The 15818-nt window shown below is 59.2% G+C and carries 15 protein-coding genes; 9 read left to right on the top strand and 6 right to left on the bottom strand.

The genetic code is table 11. From position 1 onward, the window contains the following. Window positions 1-31: 31 nt before the first annotated feature. A complete protein-coding gene (gene dxr / locus CFBP5499_RS12250; protein WP_080827155.1) occupies window positions 32-1225 on the bottom strand; it encodes a 1-deoxy-D-xylulose-5-phosphate reductoisomerase in 1194 nt (397 codons plus the stop codon). A 130-nt stretch (window positions 1226-1355) separates the two neighbouring features. Here dxr and CFBP5499_RS12245 point away from each other — a divergent pair, with 130 nt between their 5' ends. Both CFBP5499_RS12245 and CFBP5499_RS12240 read left to right on the top strand, forming a co-directional pair. Beyond that, window positions 1356-2057, top strand: coding sequence for a phosphatase PAP2 family protein (locus tag CFBP5499_RS12245; RefSeq protein WP_175416708.1), 702 nt, complete (start codon window positions 1356-1358; stop codon window positions 2055-2057). A 39-nt stretch (window positions 2058-2096) separates the two neighbouring features. Beyond that, entirely contained in the window at window positions 2097-3353 is a 1257-nt protein-coding gene (locus CFBP5499_RS12240) for an FAD-dependent oxidoreductase (protein ID WP_175416707.1), read from the top strand. Between the two features lie 6 nt (window positions 3354-3359). On the opposite strand, the gene CFBP5499_RS12235 is transcribed toward CFBP5499_RS12240, so the two are convergent. Genes CFBP5499_RS12235 through CFBP5499_RS12220 form a run of 4 tightly spaced genes read right to left on the bottom strand, consistent with a single transcriptional unit; the run spans window position 3360 to window position 7252 of the window. Continuing rightward, window positions 3360-4286, bottom strand: a complete 927-nt coding sequence (locus CFBP5499_RS12235) for an ROK family protein (protein ID WP_080827158.1) — start codon at window positions 4284-4286, stop codon at window positions 3360-3362. A gap of 3 nt (window positions 4287-4289) precedes the next feature. After that, complete coding sequence (gene nagA, locus CFBP5499_RS12230) at window positions 4290-5456, bottom strand: N-acetylglucosamine-6-phosphate deacetylase (protein WP_080827159.1); 1167 nt, start codon at window positions 5454-5456, stop codon at window positions 4290-4292. Next, window positions 5453-6475: an SIS domain-containing protein gene (locus CFBP5499_RS12225; protein WP_080827160.1), complete on the bottom strand. Its 1023-nt coding sequence runs from the start codon at window positions 6473-6475 to the stop codon at window positions 5453-5455. The genes nagA and CFBP5499_RS12225 overlap by 4 nt, the downstream gene beginning before the upstream one ends. 24 nt (window positions 6476-6499) lie before the next feature. Next, window positions 6500-7252: a GntR family transcriptional regulator gene (locus CFBP5499_RS12220; RefSeq protein ID WP_080827161.1), complete on the bottom strand. Its 753-nt coding sequence runs from the start codon at window positions 7250-7252 to the stop codon at window positions 6500-6502. A gap of 441 nt (window positions 7253-7693) precedes the next feature. On the opposite strand from CFBP5499_RS12220, the gene CFBP5499_RS12210 reads away from it, so the two are divergent. The 5 genes from CFBP5499_RS12210 to CFBP5499_RS12190 all read left to right on the top strand — a co-directional run bounded on the left by CFBP5499_RS12210 (window position 7694) and on the right by CFBP5499_RS12190 (window position 13200). Further along, window positions 7694-8875: a Gfo/Idh/MocA family protein gene (locus tag CFBP5499_RS12210; protein WP_080827162.1), complete on the top strand. Its 1182-nt coding sequence runs from the start codon at window positions 7694-7696 to the stop codon at window positions 8873-8875. A gap of 13 nt (window positions 8876-8888) precedes the next feature. Then, window positions 8889-9773 carry a carbohydrate ABC transporter permease gene (locus CFBP5499_RS12205; protein WP_080827163.1) on the top strand — a complete coding sequence of 295 codons (885 nt, stop codon included), beginning with the start codon at window positions 8889-8891 and terminating at the stop codon, window positions 9771-9773. Next, window positions 9770-10627, top strand: coding sequence for a carbohydrate ABC transporter permease (locus CFBP5499_RS12200; RefSeq protein ID WP_080827164.1), 858 nt, complete (start codon window positions 9770-9772; stop codon window positions 10625-10627). Before CFBP5499_RS12205 ends, CFBP5499_RS12200 begins: the two co-directional genes overlap by 4 nt. 37 nt (window positions 10628-10664) lie before the next feature. Continuing rightward, window positions 10665-11897 (top strand): ABC transporter substrate-binding protein, encoded by a 1233-nt coding sequence (locus tag CFBP5499_RS12195; protein ID WP_080827165.1) that lies wholly within the window; start codon window positions 10665-10667, stop codon window positions 11895-11897. Window positions 11898-12087: 190 nt separating this feature from the next. Next, entirely contained in the window at window positions 12088-13200 is a 1113-nt protein-coding gene (locus tag CFBP5499_RS12190; protein WP_080827166.1) for an ABC transporter ATP-binding protein, read from the top strand. Window positions 13201-13347: 147 nt separating this feature from the next. Here the strand turns inward: CFBP5499_RS12190 and CFBP5499_RS12185 are convergent, their stop codons facing one another. Further along, window positions 13348-13833 carry a hypothetical protein gene (locus tag CFBP5499_RS12185; protein WP_080827167.1) on the bottom strand — a complete coding sequence of 162 codons (486 nt, stop codon included), beginning with the start codon at window positions 13831-13833 and terminating at the stop codon, window positions 13348-13350. 243 nt (window positions 13834-14076) lie between these two features. On the opposite strand from CFBP5499_RS12185, the gene CFBP5499_RS12180 reads away from it, so the two are divergent. Together CFBP5499_RS12180 and CFBP5499_RS12175 are read left to right on the top strand one after the other, a co-directional pair. Then, window positions 14077-14940: a MurR/RpiR family transcriptional regulator gene (locus tag CFBP5499_RS12180; protein WP_080827168.1), complete on the top strand. Its 864-nt coding sequence runs from the start codon at window positions 14077-14079 to the stop codon at window positions 14938-14940. Between the two features lie 78 nt (window positions 14941-15018). Then, the gene (locus CFBP5499_RS12175; RefSeq protein ID WP_080827169.1) at window positions 15019-15801 is read left to right on the top strand and encodes an SDR family oxidoreductase; all 783 of its coding nucleotides are present in this window, start codon (window positions 15019-15021) and stop codon (window positions 15799-15801) included. The last annotated feature ends 17 nt before the right edge of the window (window positions 15802-15818 follow it).

Below are 15818 nucleotides of genomic sequence, written 5' to 3'. Positions count from 1 at the left end.
GCAGTTCAGGTAGAAGAAATCGGGGCCGCGTTTACGCGGCCTTTTCTTTTGTGGCGATGAGTTCCAGCGCATGGCGGCGGGCTTCCTCGTCCGCCGCGAAAACATCCTCGATAGTCTGGGCAGTCCGGCCGTCATGCATACGGTCCATGACCGTTTCGACGATTTCGGCCATGTCGAGAAAACCGATGCCTCCAGCGACGAAGGCGTGAAAGGCGGTCTCCTCGGCTGCGTTCAGGGCAGCGCCCTGCAAACCGCCACGCTCCAGCGCCATGCGCGCGAGCCGCAGCGCCGGGAAGCGGGCTTCATCCGGCGCTTCGAAATCGAGCCGCGCCAGTTTCGCGAAATCCAGTCGCTCGACGCTCAGATTGCCGCGTTGCGGATAGGTGAGGGCATAGGAGATGGCGGTGCGCATGTCGGGAGAGCCGAGCTGCGCGATATAGGAGCCATCTGTATAACCCACCATCGAATGGATGATCGATTGCGGATGGACGATCACTTCCACCTGATCGGGTCTGAGATCGAAGAGATATTTCGCTTCGATCATTTCCAGCCCCTTGTTGAACATCGAGGCGCTGCCGATCGAGACCTTCAGCCCCATCGACCAGTTGGGATGGGCACGCGCGATATCCGCCGTGACGTTGGACATCTCGTCCCGCGACCAGGTGCGGAACGGCCCGCCGGAGGCCGTCAGCACGATACGTTCCACGGCCTCTTTGTGTTCACCCGTCAGGCACTGGAAGATTGCGCTGTGTTCGCTGTCGACCGGGATCAGTCGACCGCCGCCCTGTTTAACCGTGCGCAGAAAGACATCGCCCGCCGAAACGAGGCATTCCTTGTTGGCAAGTGCAATATCGGCACCGCGCCGGGCGGCCGTCAGTGTCGGGGCGAGGCCGGGGGTGCCGGCAATCGCGGCCATTACCCAGCCGGCATCCATCGAGGCTGCCTCTTCAAGGCCGGCCTTGCCCGCCGCGACCTTGATGCCGGTGCCTGTCAGCGCCGATTTCAGCGCTTCGTATTTGTCATCTTCCGCAGTGACCGCGAGTTGCGCGCCAAATTCCCGCGCCTGTTCCGCCAGAAGCGCGATGTTTCCAGCGCCGGTCAGAGCCATGATCTCGAACCCGTCGCGGCCACCCAGTTGACGCACGACATCCAGCGTATTGGTGCCGATCGAACCCGTCGAACCCAATATGGTCAGCTTTCGTGGCACTTCACCGGTATTCGTCATCTTCAGACCGTCAGTTTATTTGGCAGATTTAGGCTCTACCCGCGAAAACCCGCCATAACAAGGACAAAGCCCAGGCTATTGTTTTTGTGAAGGTCAAAGCCATATGCAAGAAAATGACAAGAGGATGTTGATGCGACGTTTCGTGGTTTCCAGCGGCTGGATTTTTGCGGCAAGCCTTGTGCTGGTTCTGGTTTTCATTCCTTTCGATCCACGCCTTTCCGAAACCGCGCAGGCCCTGCCGGGCCGAATAGTCACCTTCAATCGCGCGATTACCGATTTCGGAACCTTCCGCTGGATGCTTTATTCCACGGGCGCGCTCGCGATTCTCGCTTATGTCGCCGCGCGTGTCCTGCAGGCGCGGACCTATGGCGGGCGGCTGAGAACGGCATGGCGGCTTCTCGCTTATTTTTTCCTGACGATCGGCACGGCGAGTATTCTCGTCCATACGCTGAAATTCCTGATCGGGCGGGCGCGACCGGAGCTTTTTCTGGAAATGGGTGCCTACAGCCTCACGCCTTTCACCGGTGACAATCTTTATGAGAGCTTCCCTTCCGGCCATTCGACGGCGGCCGGGGCATTTTTCGGTGTTTTCGCCATGCTGATGCCGCGCTTCCGCTGGGCGTTCCTGCTGCTTGCGCTTGTCATCGGCGTTTCGCGTGTCATCGTCGGTGCGCATTATCCAAGCGATGTCGCAGCCGGGCTGTTGCTCGGCCTGTGGACGGCCATGGCCTTCGCCTTTATCTTTGCCCGGTCCGAAATGCTGTTTCGTTTCGATGCGCAGGGCTGGCCGCAGCCGAAAAATGCAAGCCCTGCGGCGGCTGAAATAAAGTAAAGACATTTAACGGGACGGGATGGGATAGGGGCGAGGGTGATGGAAGACGCGAAAGCCGGGCATGAAAAGGACGGCAGAGCCGTTCAAACCATCCGCACCTGCGTTGCCGTGGCCGGCGGCGGGCCGGCGGGCATGATGCTCGGTCTGCTGCTCGCCCGCAGCGGTATCGATGTTGTTGTCGTCGAGAAACACGGGGATTTTCTGCGGGATTTTCGCGGCGATACCATTCATCCTTCCACGCTTGAACTGATGGAACAGCTCGGTTTCATCGATGAGTTCTTAAGCCTTCCGCATACGCGTGCGCCGCGGTTGAATGCGGTTATCGGCGGCGAGCGTGTGACGATTGCGGATTTTTCCCGCCTGCCGGTCCGGCATCGTTTCATCGCCTTCATGCCGCAATGGGATTTTCTCAATTTCATCGTCGGCAAGGCAGGCCAATATGAAAATTTCCGCCTGCTGATGAACGCACCGGTGACCGGCCTCATCGAGAAGGACGGGCGCGTCGGCGGCCTCACCGTCGAAACGCCGGAAGACGTCATCGAGATCGCTGCCGATCTGGTGGTTGGTGCGGATGGCCGCAACTCCATCGTCCGCGAAGCGGCGGGGCTCGAGGTCCAGCGCTTTGGAATTCCGACCGAGGTGCTGTGGCTGCGCCTTTCGAAACAGCCTGACGATCCGGCCGAAACCATGGGGCATGCCGGTTCGCGGCAGGGTTTCGTGATGATCAACCGGGGTGACTACTGGCAATGCGGTTATGTGGTGCGCAAGGGATTTTTCGCGGACATAAAGCTGGAGGGGATTGAGGCCTTCCGGGACAGGGTCGCGGAAATCTGCCCTTTTCCGCGCGAAAGGCTCGATGAGATCAAGAGCTGGGACGATGTGCATCTGTTGACCGTTCGTATCGACCGTCTGAAGCGCTGGTGGAAACCCGGCCTGATCTGCATCGGTGATGCGGCCCATGCCATGTCGCCCGTCGGCGGCGTCGGCGTCAATCTGGCCATTCAGGATGCGGTTGCCGCTGCCAATATATTGGTGCCCGTGCTGGTGTCCGGCCGGGCCATTCGTGACGACGACCTCGCCGCAATCGAAAAGCGGCGGTCCTTCCCGACCAAGGCCACGCAGTTTCTGCAGCGGATGATGCGTATCGGTCGCAAGAAAGGGCAGGAGGAAAGGGCAGAAAAGCCCAAAGGCCCCCCTGCCTTCGTGCGGGCGATCATTCGATTTCCGCTTCTTTCCCACCTGACGGGGCGGCTGGTGGGGTTGGGGTTTCGAAGGGAAAAGATCGAAACGCCGTGAGGGCCATCAGGACGGGCGGGCGATCTCCTGCGCATATTTCAACCCGATAACGGCTGATCCGATCAGCCCCGGTTCGATGCGGCAGATGGCGGGCACGACCAGCGGGCGGTCTAAACGTCTGAGAATGCGGGCCCTGACCGCTTCATCCAATGCGGCGAGAAGTTCCCGCGAATTCGAAAGCCCGCCGCCCACGGGAACGATGGTCGCTCCTGTCACATTGATCACCATCGCCAGCGGCGAGGCGAGAATATCGACGAGGACATCGATGGTTCTTGCAGCTTGCGCATCGCCCGCCTGCCAGGCGGCGATAATGTCCTCGCTGGTCATCTCCTGCGCGTGAAGATGCGCATGCAGCTTTTCCATGCCGCGGGCGCTGCCGATGGCATCGACACAGCCGGTGAGGCCACAGCCGCATTCGAAGCGGGGCAGCGAGACCGGCGGATTGCCAGCCAATGTCGCGGCCACCGGGCCGTGGCCCCATTCGCCGGCGAAACCGCCATGGCTGTTGATGAGCTTGCCATCGATCACCAGCCCGCCGCCGACGCCCGTTCCGAGGATGACGCCGAAAACCACGCGATGGCCCTGACCCGAGCCGATTTCCGATTCGGCGATCACGAAACAATCCGCGTCATTCGACACGATGACGGGAAGGTTGAGGGCTTTTTCCAGCTCGTCCTTCAAGACCCGACCATGAATGCTCGGAATATTGGCGACGGTAGCCTTACCGGTATCGGGATCGATGACACCGGCAATCGACAACGATACGCAGCCGGGCGTGCCGCCGCTCGCATCGATGACGGATTTGAGGCCGGCGGCGAAGTCTTCGAAACTGGTTTTCGGCGTCGGAATGCGCGGCACCGGGCGAATATCGTCCGGGGCATGGGCGATGGCGCCCTTGATGGTCGTTCCGCCAATATCGAAACAAACGATCATGGTTTAAACTCCGGAATGCGCGGCATCGTAGATTTTTTCTCCACCAATCCAGGTCGAATGCATCTGGAGGTCGGGTGTCAGCACAACGAAATCGGCATCGAAACCGGGCAGGAGTTTTCCCTTGTCCGATGCGCCGACAGCCTCAGCCGGATAGGCCGATGCCATTCTCAAAGCTTCTTCCAGCGGCGTGTCCAGCTTCTCATGCACGAAGCGGATGCAGGAGAGCATGTCGATATCCGCCCCCGCCAGCGTGCCGTCTTCAAGCGTCAGCCGGCCGCCATTGCGATAGACGCGCCGGCCGTTCAATTCGAAACCGTCATCATCCGTGCCGATGGTCGACATGGCGTCAGTAACGAGGAAAATTCGGCCCGGACCATTCTTGGCCCGGAGCGCAATACCAATGGCGGCCGGATCGACATGAAATCCGTCAGCGATCAGCCCGCAATCCAGCTTGCCGTTCGAAAGCGCTGCGCCAACCAGACCCGGTTCGCGGTGGCCAAGCGGGCTCATGGCGTTGAAAAGATGCGTCACCATGGAAGCGCCTGCATCAGCATAGGCCGCCGCTACATCAAGGCCGGTATCGGTGTGGCCGAGACTGACAACGATGCCGGCTTTTCTGAGTGCTGCGACCTGTTCAGCGGTCACGTTCTCAGGGGCAATTGTCGTCATCACGAAGGCAAGTTCCGCCTTGCAGCCGGTCAGAACGGCAAGATCGGCCGTCTCCATCGTGCGGATCAGCGCCGGATCATGGGTGCCCTTGCGTGCGACGGAAAGATGCGGCCCTTCGAAATGCAGGCCCAGAAAGCCCGGCACCTGCCGCTTGCTGGCGGCAATACCCGCCTGCGCCGCTTTTGAGGTGACATCCGGCCGGTCGGTGATGAGCGTGACCATCAACGCTGTCGTGCCGAATCTGGCGTGAGCGGAACAGATGCGGGCAATGCCGTCAACATCCGGCTGGTTGTTGAACATCACCCCGCCGCCGCCATTGACTTGGAGATCGATGAATCCAGGTGCGATCAGCAGTCCCTTTAAATCGATCGGTTCGACTTCGGCCGGCACGCCGTCAGAGATTGCAGCAACATGGCCGTCGTCGAGCAGGAGCACCCTGCCGTCGTGCCATGCGGCGCCGTCGAAAATGCGTGCGCCGATAAATGCCTTGGTGCCGCTCATTGGGTTTCTGTGACCTTTTTCAATGCCACGGGCGCATCTGGATTGAAGCCGCGCGCGCGCGACAATTGCTCGATGAAACCGTAAAACGGCGCGATCAGCAACAATGCATCGGTCAGCGGGTGGTTGGTTTCCACGAAGGGCAAGGGCTTGGCCGGGCTGCCCTTTGTGGAAGTGACGAAAACACTCGCACCCTTATGGGCAAGACCTGCGGCAATATCCGTGACCGAAGTCTCGGCACGGTCGCGCGCGGCAAAGGCGATGACGGGGAATTGCGGCGCGACCAGCGAGACCGGGCCATGCATGACTTCCGCCGAGGAATAGGCCTCTGCATGCAGCTCGCAGGTTTCCTTGCATTTCAGTGCGGCTTCCGCGGCAATGGCAAGGGCAGGGCCGCGGCCCAGCATGTAAAGCGATTCTTCGCCCTTAACCGCCTCGCCGATATGGCTCCAATCGAGCGCGATGGCCTTGGCGAAATTCTGCGGCAGGGCGCTGACGGCCTTGGCAAGCAGGCTGTCTTCTGTCCATTCGGCAAGGATCGCCAGACCGGCAACGATGGAATTGACGAAGGATTTGGTCGCTGCCACGGCCTTTTCCGGCCCGGCCTGGATATTGATGGCGTGGTCGGCCGCCTCACCCAGGGGAGAGGGCAGGGTGTTGACGAGCGAGAAGGTGAGCGCGCCGCCCTTGCGGGCGCTTTGTGCGAGCGCGACGATGTCAGGGCTCTTGCCGGACTGCGAGACGGCGAAGGCCGCTGCCCGCTCCAGTCGCAGTTTCGTCTGGTAGATGGAGGCGAGCGAGGGGCCGAGAGAAGCGACCGGCAGACCGGTCTGCAATTCGATCGCATATTTCAGGAAATGTGCAGCGTGATCGGAGGAGCCGCGGGCAATGGTGACGACGACCGCGGGGTCACGGGCCTTCAGCTTGCTGCCGGCCTCCTGGAAGTCGGTCTTGGCATTATCCAACAGGCGGGCGACAGCATCGGGAATCTCATCGATTTCCTGGCGCATCAGGGTTGTCATCGTTTCGTGTCCTTGGTCAATGTTTCACTCTGGACCCATCGTCAGTTCGGCGACGAGGTCGTAGGCATCACTGCGGTAAAGCGCGAGGGATATTTCCATGAGGCGCCCGCTTTCCAGATAGGCCATGCGCTGAACGGAAAGCGCTGCCGAGCCCAGCGGAACCCCAAGGAGCAGGGTTTCCTCATCCGTGAGATTGCGTGCCGAGATGCGCTGAATGGCGCGCACGGGGCGGATGCCGCTTTTCTCAAGCTCCAGATAGAGCGAGTTTTCGACGAGTTGCGGATCGGGCAGAATATCGCCCGGCAGGCTGGTGACTTCCAGTGCGATTGGCTGGTCATTGGCAAGACGCAGGCGCGTGAGCCGCGCCACCATGGCGGATTGGGAAAGGCCTAGTGCCATCATTTCATCGCCGGTCGGGTGGAACAGGCCCCTGTCCAGCCAGCGGGTGCTTGCCGTCATGCCGCGCCGGCGCATGTCCTCGGTAAAGGAGGTGAGCTTGGTCAGCGGCTGCTGCATGCGGGTGATGGGCTTGACGACAAAGGTGCCCGAACCATGCCGGCGAACGAGAAGGCCGTCGCGGACGAGATCGTCCACCGCTTTGCGCACCGTAACGCGGCTGACGCAGGCGCTTTCGGCAATATCACGTTCCGGCGGCAGGGCGTCGCCATGCTTCAGGCGGCCGCCATTGATGGCGTCTTCGATCGTCTGGCGCAATTTCAGGTACAGCGGGCCGCCGCCTGATTGCAGGTCCTCCAGATTAAGCGCTGCCCCGTTCATCCATAACCTCTGTCACAATCCGAAATGGCTGCTTCTGGCTATACCACAGAAGATGGGATGGGCAATACCAAAATAGAACCATTCGCGAACTTGTATGGTTGATCGGAGCTTTTTTCGTTGTGATGCCTTAAATTAAGGCCATATAATCTAAATTTCCGCATTAAACTAAAAAATTTTCCCATTGCCGTAATTGCTCTAGACGATTGGCATTTTTTTGGTATTGTTTTGGCATCGGTTGCCGGTGAATAGCTGTTGCGCGTCTCCGCTGGCCTGGAAGAATCGGTTTCTTATCCGCGACTTGCCAGAGTAAATCGAATTTTGCTTGACCGTTGTGAAAACTAATTTCATCATGGTCAGAAATTATCGCAGATAATTGAATAACCAACACAGAAATGGTTGCTTCTGCGAAAATTATTTACGAGTGAGCAGGGAACAAAGTTCATGAAGGTGGGAATTATCGGACTCGGATTCCGTCTCGGTTATCTGGGCTACGTTTTTCACGAGATCGACAAGGATTTCGAGATCGTCGGTTATGTTGATCCTCATCCGGCAGGTCTGCCGGGTCTGCAGGAAAAGGGCATTTCGGCCGGCAAGGCCTATGAAAGCCCGGAAGCGCTGATCGCCGGTGAAAAATTCGATCTTCTGATGATCGGCTCTCCGAACCACATGCATCTGGAGCATATCCGCATCGGCCTTGAAGCCGGCTGCACCATCTTCTCGGAAAAACCCATCGTCGTCAGCATCGAGGAAAGCCTCGAGCTTGCCCGGCTGCTCAACAAGCACGGCCATGAGCGGCTGCTGGTCGGTCTGGTCCTGCGTTATTCGCCGCTTTACCGCGATCTGCGCGCCGCGCAGGCCGAGGGCAAGCTCGGCGATGTCGTCTCCATTGAGGCTTCCGAACATATCCCGCCCTATCACGGCGCATTCTTCATGCGCGACTGGCGGCGTTACGAGAATTACTCCGGCTCCTTCATGCTGGAAAAATGCTGCCACGATCTCGATCTCTATAATGGCGTGGTCGGCGCGCGGCCGCGTTTCGTGTCAAGCTTCGGTGGGCGAAAGAGCTTCACGCCGGCGAACGCGCCGCAGAATGACGGCATCAACGACATGGAGGTTTACCATCGCAAGCCGAGCGGCTGGATGGGCTCCGACAAGGTCTTCGACAGCGACGGCGACATCATCGATTACCAGACGGCGATCGTCGAATATGAAAACGGCGCCTCGCTTGCCTTCCATACCAATCTCAACGTCCCCGACGATTTCCGCCGCTTCTGCGTCATCGGTGCCAAGGGCATGGCGGAGGGTGATTTCGTGCGTGGTTTCCTGAACGTTCACAATGCCCGCACCAATGAAAAAACCGTCGCCAAGACCTATTCTGCGGCGACCACGCTCTCGCAGCATTATGGCGCGGACGAGCAGATGGCCGAGGATGTGATCGCCCATATCGTCAAGGCTACGCCCCTGCCGGTTTCCGCGCTCGACGCGATCGAGGCCGGCATTCTGGCGCTTGCCATGGATGAAGCGCGCCATGGCCGCAAGGTGGTCGATCTCAAACCGGTGTGGGAGGAGTATGATCTTGCGCTGCACGGTCAGCCGAAATCCCCCGCCGTGAAATCGGCTTGAGGGGGACTGCGCGATGGATGCAAAACGCAGCGCAGTCATTTTCGCCTGGTTTCTTCTTCTGCCGGCGCTCCTGTACATCACGCTTATCGTTGCTTACCCGCTCGTGGATACATTCATCCTGTCGTTCACCGATGCGTCGCTCAAAAAAGTGACGAACTGGGTCGGCTTCATCAACTACGAGAAGATCTTCAACGCGACTTTTGCCGATGTCATCACGCGGACCTTTGTCTGGACGTTCTTTTCCGTCTCGATAAAGATGATCATCGGCACATTTGGTGCGGTGTTGCTGAACTCCGCCGTTCCCGGCCGTGCGCTGTTTCGCATCCTGACCATGCCGCCATGGATCGTGCCGATGGCTATCGGCATTTTCATGTGGGGCTGGATGTATAACGGCCAGTTCGGCATGATTTCCGGTGTGCTGCAGAATCTCGGACTGGTGGATGGCCCGGTCGCTTTCCTCGCCTATGGCAGAACCGCTTTCTGGGCGACGATCGTCACCGATGTGTGGATCGGCGTGCCGATGGTGACGCTTTATCTGCTGGCCGCAATCCAGTCCATTCCGCAGGACCTTTACGAAGCGGCGTGGACGGACGGTGCCAGCCGCGCCTATCGCTTCCGCCGTATCACGCTGCCGCTGATGCTGCCTGCCATGATCACCATGTCGGTCCTGTCACTGATTTCGACGTTCAATTCCTTCGATATCATCTGGATTCTCACGCGTGGTGGTCCGAACGGCGAAACCACAACGATGATCATCGACACCTACAAGACGGCGATCGGCGCCTACAAATATGGTGAAGGTGCCGCGCGCGCCGTGCTCATCTGCATCTTCCTGTCGATCTTCACCTTCTTCTATTTCCGTATCACCCGCCGTTTCTCGCAGGAGGCCACACGATGACCGACAGACATGCGAGGATCAACCGCTACACCTGGTATGAAATGGTCGGAATCTATTGCGGTATCGCCGTATTCCTGGCCTTCGTGCTGGCGCCCTTCGTCGAAGGCTTTCTGGTATCACTGAAGCCGCTCAGCCTGCTGTTTTCCTCACCCTACAGGTTCTGGCCGGAGAACGGTTCCTTCGAGGCCTACCGGACGATGTGGGTGAGCGTACCGGGCTTCGCGCTTTATATTTTTAATTCGTTCTTCATTGCGGGCTCGATCACCCTGATCGTGCTTGTGCTCGTCATACCCGCCGCCTATGCCTTCGCGCGTTTCGAGTTCAAGGGAGCCGGCCTTTTGCTGGGCATATTCCTGGCGGTGAAGATGTTCTCCGGCGCGGTGCTGCTCATCCCGCTGTTTCGGTTGATGCGGTCCATCGGCGTGCTGAACAGCTATTTCGCGATGATCATTCCCGGTGTCGCTTTCATCATCCCCACCGGTATCCTGCTTCTCGTGACCTATATGCGCCGTATCCCGCGGGAGCTGGAGGAAGCGGCCTATGTGGATGGGGCGAGCCGGCTTTATACGCTTCGCAGGGTGGTGTTGCCGATCGCAACGCCGGGCATTGCCGTTGTCGCGATCTCCTCCTTCATCGAGGCCTATGCGCAGCAATTCATCTACGCGCTGACCTTCAACTCGAAGACGGAATACATGCCGCTGCCGGTCGGGCTGTTTGCCTATTTCGGCCGGCAAGAAGTCGTCTGGAACGAGCTGATGGCGGCGAGCTTCGTGGGCATCGCACCGGCGATGATCGCGATCTTCCTGATGCAACGATATCTCGTCGGCGGGCTGACCGCCGGCGCGGTGAAATAAGCAATAACCGGAACGACTACCAAAACGGGAGACTACAATGGCACTGAAACATTACGGATTGGCGCTCTGCGCTTTCGCATTTGCCGGTTCCACCGCCCTTGGCACGGTGGTGGCGCATGCCGCCGACAAGGAGATCAGCTGGATCTATTGCGGCGACAAGATGGACCCCATCCATGAAAAATACATCAAGGAATGGGAAGGCAAGAACGCAGGCTTCAAGGTTGTGCCTGAGGTTGTCGGCTGGGAGCAGTGCCAGGACAAGGCCACCACGCTCGCCGCTGCCGGCACGCCGGTCGCCATGGCCTATGTCGGCTCGCGCACGCTGAAGCAGTTCGCGCAGAACGATCTCATCGTTCCGGTGCCGATGACAGAAGACGAAAAGAAGACCTATTACCCCAACATCGTCGACACGGTCACCTTCGAGGATACGCAATGGGGCGTGCCGGTCGCGTTCTCGACCAAGGCGCTCTACTGGAACAAGGACCTGTTCAAGCAGGCCGGTCTCGATCCGGAAGTGCCGCCGAAGACCTGGGCTGAAGAGATCGCCTTTGCCAAGCAGATCAAGGAAAAAACCGGCATTGCCGGTTACGGCCTGCCCGCCAAGACCTTCGACAACACCATGCACCAGTTCATGCATTGGGTTTACACCAATAACGGCAAGGTCATCGATGGCGACAAGATCACCGTCGACAGCCCTCAGGTTCTCGAAGCTCTCAAGGCCTACAAGGACATCACGCCCTATTCCGTCGAAGGTCCGACGGCCTATGAGCAGAACGAAATCCGCGCCATCTTCCTCGACGGCAAGGTAGGCATGATCCAGGCCGGCTCGGGTGCAGCAACTCGTTTGCAGGCAACCAAGATCAACTGGGGCATCGCAACCCTGCCGCTCGGCCCTGAAGCCAAGGGTCCCGGCACGCTGCTCATCACCGACAGCCTCGCCATCTTCAAGGGAACGGGCGTGGAAGAAAAGGCGACCGAATTCGCCAAGTTCATCACCTCTCCCGGCCCGCAGGGCGAATACGAGTTGCAGGGCGGCGCTGGCCTCACCCCGCTTCGTCCGTCGCCGAAGGTTGATGAGTTCATCGCCAAGGATCCCTTCTGGAAGCCGCTGATCGACGGTATCGCCTATGGCGGTCCCGAGCCGCTCTTCACCGACTACAAGGGCTTCCAGGACACGATGATCGAGATGGTGCAGTCTGTCGTGACCGGCAAGGCGACACCGGAAGATGCCGCGAAGAAGGCATCCGCCACTCTCGAGCAGTATAAATAATTCCTTGTTAATACGGATGCGGGCGCAAGGCCGCCCGCATCCGGTCAATTTCGCCGCGGGAATGCCTGCGCCCTTTTTTTGGCGCTCCTCCCCGTGTTTTTCAACGGTTCCGATCCAGCGCGGTTTTGTCCCTGTTTCGGAACGTCTCTGAACGCAGCCTGATGTCGGCTGGTGACGGGAGAGGCAAGTTTTGGGTCAGCTTTATCTCAACAACGTCCGCAAGAACTATGGACATTTCGACGTCATCAAGGGCGTTCAGCTCGACATCAGGGATGGCGAGTTCGTCGTTTTTGTCGGCCCTTCGGGATGCGGTAAATCGACATTGCTGCGCATGATCGCCGGCCTTGAAGAGATTTCCGCTGGCGACGTCGTTATCAACGGCGTGAAGGTCAATGAATTGCCGCCGGTCAAACGTGGCATCGCCATGGTGTTCCAGTCCTATGCGCTCTATCCGCATATGACTGTTTTCGAAAACATCGCTTTTCCCCTCCGTGTCGAGAAGATGGCGGAAGAGAAGATCAAGCAGAAGGTCGAGGGTGTCGCGAAAATTCTCCAGCTCGACCAGCGCCTGCAGCAGCGCCCCGGCAATTTGTCCGGCGGCCAGCGCCAGCGCGTGGCGATCGGGCGCGCCATCGTTCGCGAGCCGAAGATATTCCTGTTCGACGAGCCGCTTTCCAACCTGGATGCCGCTCTTCGCGCCGATATGCGCATCGAACTGACCAATCTTCATAAGACGCTCAAGGCGACGATGATCTATGTCACCCACGATCAGGTAGAGGCCATGACCATGGCGGACCGGATCGTGGTGCTGAATGCCGGCGAAATCGCGCAGGTCGGTGCGCCGCTCGAGCTTTACCACAAGCCGGCGAACCTGTTTGTGGCGGGCTTCATCGGCAATCCGAAAATGAATTTCCTGAAGGTCACCTGCAAATCGGTCAGCGCCGAGGGCGTGACGGTGGCCTATGAGGGCCAGACGATCACCGTGCCGGTGGAGGCCCGTGCCGGTCTCGAGGGTCGGCAGCTGACGCTCGGCATTCGTCCGGAACACACCGGTCTCGAAGCGGCCGATCTCAACATCAAGGTCGCGCCGAGCGTGATCGAGCGGCTTGGGGTGAATACCATCGCTTATGGCGTCGCGCCGACGGGTGAGAACTATTGCGCCCTGCTTCCCGGCTCTGCGCCTGTCGTCGTGGATGAGACGATCGTCACCGGCATCAAGGCATCGGATTGTCATCTGTTCGATGAAAGCGGCATTGCTCTCGATCGGCGCGTCGATCTGTCAGTCCTCAAGCTGATCCAATAGGAACGGAGCCGGGCCATGCACTCTGTCGTTCCATGCCCGGCTTTTCCTGATGCGATCCGTTTTCGGCGTTTTTCCACCGTCGTCGCCAGGCGAAAAAACACCGGGCTTCCGGCCCGGCGTCCAAGCCTGTCGTGCCTGCCCGCTGGATCAGGGCATGGGGTTGGGCATGTAGCCGGTAAAGCCGCTGATCTTCCAGCGGCCCTGGTGCAGCCGGCAATAATAGAGCGTCTGCCACTTCATGACGTCGAAGCTGCCATCGGCCTTGCGAAGCCCGCCGTCGAACTTCTTGCGCACCAGCGCGGTCTCGCCTTCCACTTCGATCTCTTCCAGCGTGGTGGTCGTAAAAATCGCATGGCGCGGGTCTTCCGCGAATTGCTGGGTCTGGAAATCTTTCGCCTGCCGCAGCCACTCGTCGCGATAGGCCTCAAGCGAGGGGAAGGACAGGCGCCAATTGTCCGGGTTCGCATCGCGATTGGCGTTGATGCCGAGGAAACCGTCCTCAACGAAATCATCCGCGACCTTCGACCAGTCGGCGGTGAGGAAGGCATCGATATCGCGCGTCACCAGCATCTCCCAGATGGAGTGGCGGGCAGTGTCGGTTTCGGCAAAGGGGTTTTTGAAGGGATCGCGCATGGCTTGGGTCCGTTGTTGAAATTATTTTCAAGATTTGGAGATTTCTCTGGTGAATATTGTTGGCATATGCTCATCTCTCAATCAACAGAGAAAATTATTTTCAAATCAAAGGTGTCCGTCGTGTCGTCAAGGGGGCGAAACATGGTCGATTCATGGGTCTATGCAGTTGACGGGCGCGCTTTATTAGGGTGCATCGGCAACGGGGCCAAGCGTTAAGTTTTGGCGGAACGGAGACCGGTGAGCATGGATATTTTCGCAAGGATACAGGAAGACAGGGGGCAGTTCTCGCAATCGGAACGGCGGATTGCCGATATTCTGGTTTCGGACTTCGAATTCGCCGTCAATGCGTCGATCATCGAGCTTGCGGCCCGCGCGGAAGTCTCTCCGCCGACGGTGACGCGGTTCTGCCGTCGTCTCGGTTGCCAGAGCTTTTCGGATTTCAAGGTCAGCCTTGCCAAGACGGCCTATGTGGGTGTCCGGTATCTCACGTCGGAACCTTCCAGCACCGGCCCTTCCGATGTCGCAGAAGAGGTGTTGGCAAAGGCGCAGGAAGCGCTGTTCCTGTTGCACAAAACGCTCGATCCAGCGCTCGCCGATGAAGCGGCAGTCAAGATTGCCAATAGCGGCATGATCTACGCCTTCGGTGCGGGCGGCAATTCCTCGATGATCGCTTCGGAAATCCAGAACCGGCTGTTCCGGCTGGGTTTGCGTGTTTCGACCAGCGCCGATCACAGCATGCAGCTGATGATGACGGCTGCGGCGCGAAAGGAAGACGTGATTATCGGTTCGTCCTTTTCCGGTCGCAACATGGAACTGGTGAAGTGTTTCAGGCTGGCGCGGGAAATGGGGGTCACCACCATCGCGCTCACCCAGAGCGACACGCCGGTTGCTGCCGCAGCCGATATGGTGGTGGCCGTGAATGTGCCCGAAGGAAACAATATCTTCCGGCCGACTTCGTCACGTTACGCTTATCTCGCCGCCGTCGATATTCTTGCGACGCTTGCCGCCTATCAACAGCGGCAGAGATCGATGGTGACGTTGCGCCACATCAAGCAGCAGCTCGTGGAGCATCGCGATCCCGATGACAAGCAATTGCTCGGTGACTGAGGGCGAGGAAAAAATAAGGGCAGTTTTGCCTCGGACCCCTGCGGTGGGTCGGAAAATTTCACGGGAGTTGTAAAGGTGATGAAGGACAGGAAAGACCAGCTCGCCGTCGTAACCGGTGCGGCGGGGGATATTGGCCGGGCGATTGCTGCGGCACTTTCTGAAAGCCATGCGAAGGTGGTGTTGGTTGATATCGATGCCGACGCCCTGTCCGATGCGCTTTCCAAGCTTTCCGGTCCGGGCTTCGCTGCGAAAACCTGTGATGTCACCGATCCGCAGGATCTTGCGCGGCTGGCCGCCGAGGTCGCGAAACTGGGCGATGTCGCCACCCTCGTCAATAATGCCGGTGCGGCACGGGCTGTCAGCCTGCATGACACGACCGCTGAGATATGGCGTAAGGACAATGCTCTCAATCTGGAAGCGCCGTTTCTCTGCTTCAGGGCTTTCGAGGAGGCGTTGAAGCGTACCCAGGGTTCCGTGGTCAATATCACCTCCGTCAACGGCATGGCGGTGTTCGGTCATCCGGCCTATAGCGCGGCAAAGGCGGGGCTGATCCATCTGACTAGGCTGATCGCCGTCGAATACGGCAAATTCGGCATCCGTTCCAACGCGGTTGCGCCAGGCACCGTGCGCACGCAGGCATGGGAGGCGCGCGCCGCCGCCAATCCCCAGGTCTTCGAGGAAGCCAAGCACTGGTATCCGCTGCAGCGTATCGTCAGACCCGAGGATGTGGCGAATGCGGTTGCCTTTCTGGCCGGCCCGCAGGCCGCTGCTGTCAGCGGCGTGTGTCTGCCGGTTGATTGCGGGCTGACGGCGGGGCAGGCGCCGCTGGCCCGAACTTTTTCGCAATCCGAACACTACTGACCGAGCCCTCTGACGGG

The sequence above is a fragment of the Agrobacterium tumefaciens genome, from assembly GCF_005221325.1.
In the GTDB taxonomy this organism is placed as follows: domain Bacteria; phylum Pseudomonadota; class Alphaproteobacteria; order Rhizobiales; family Rhizobiaceae; genus Agrobacterium.
The sequence above is the reverse complement of the archived record's forward strand: the minus strand, read 5'-3'. Positions and strand labels throughout refer to the sequence as shown.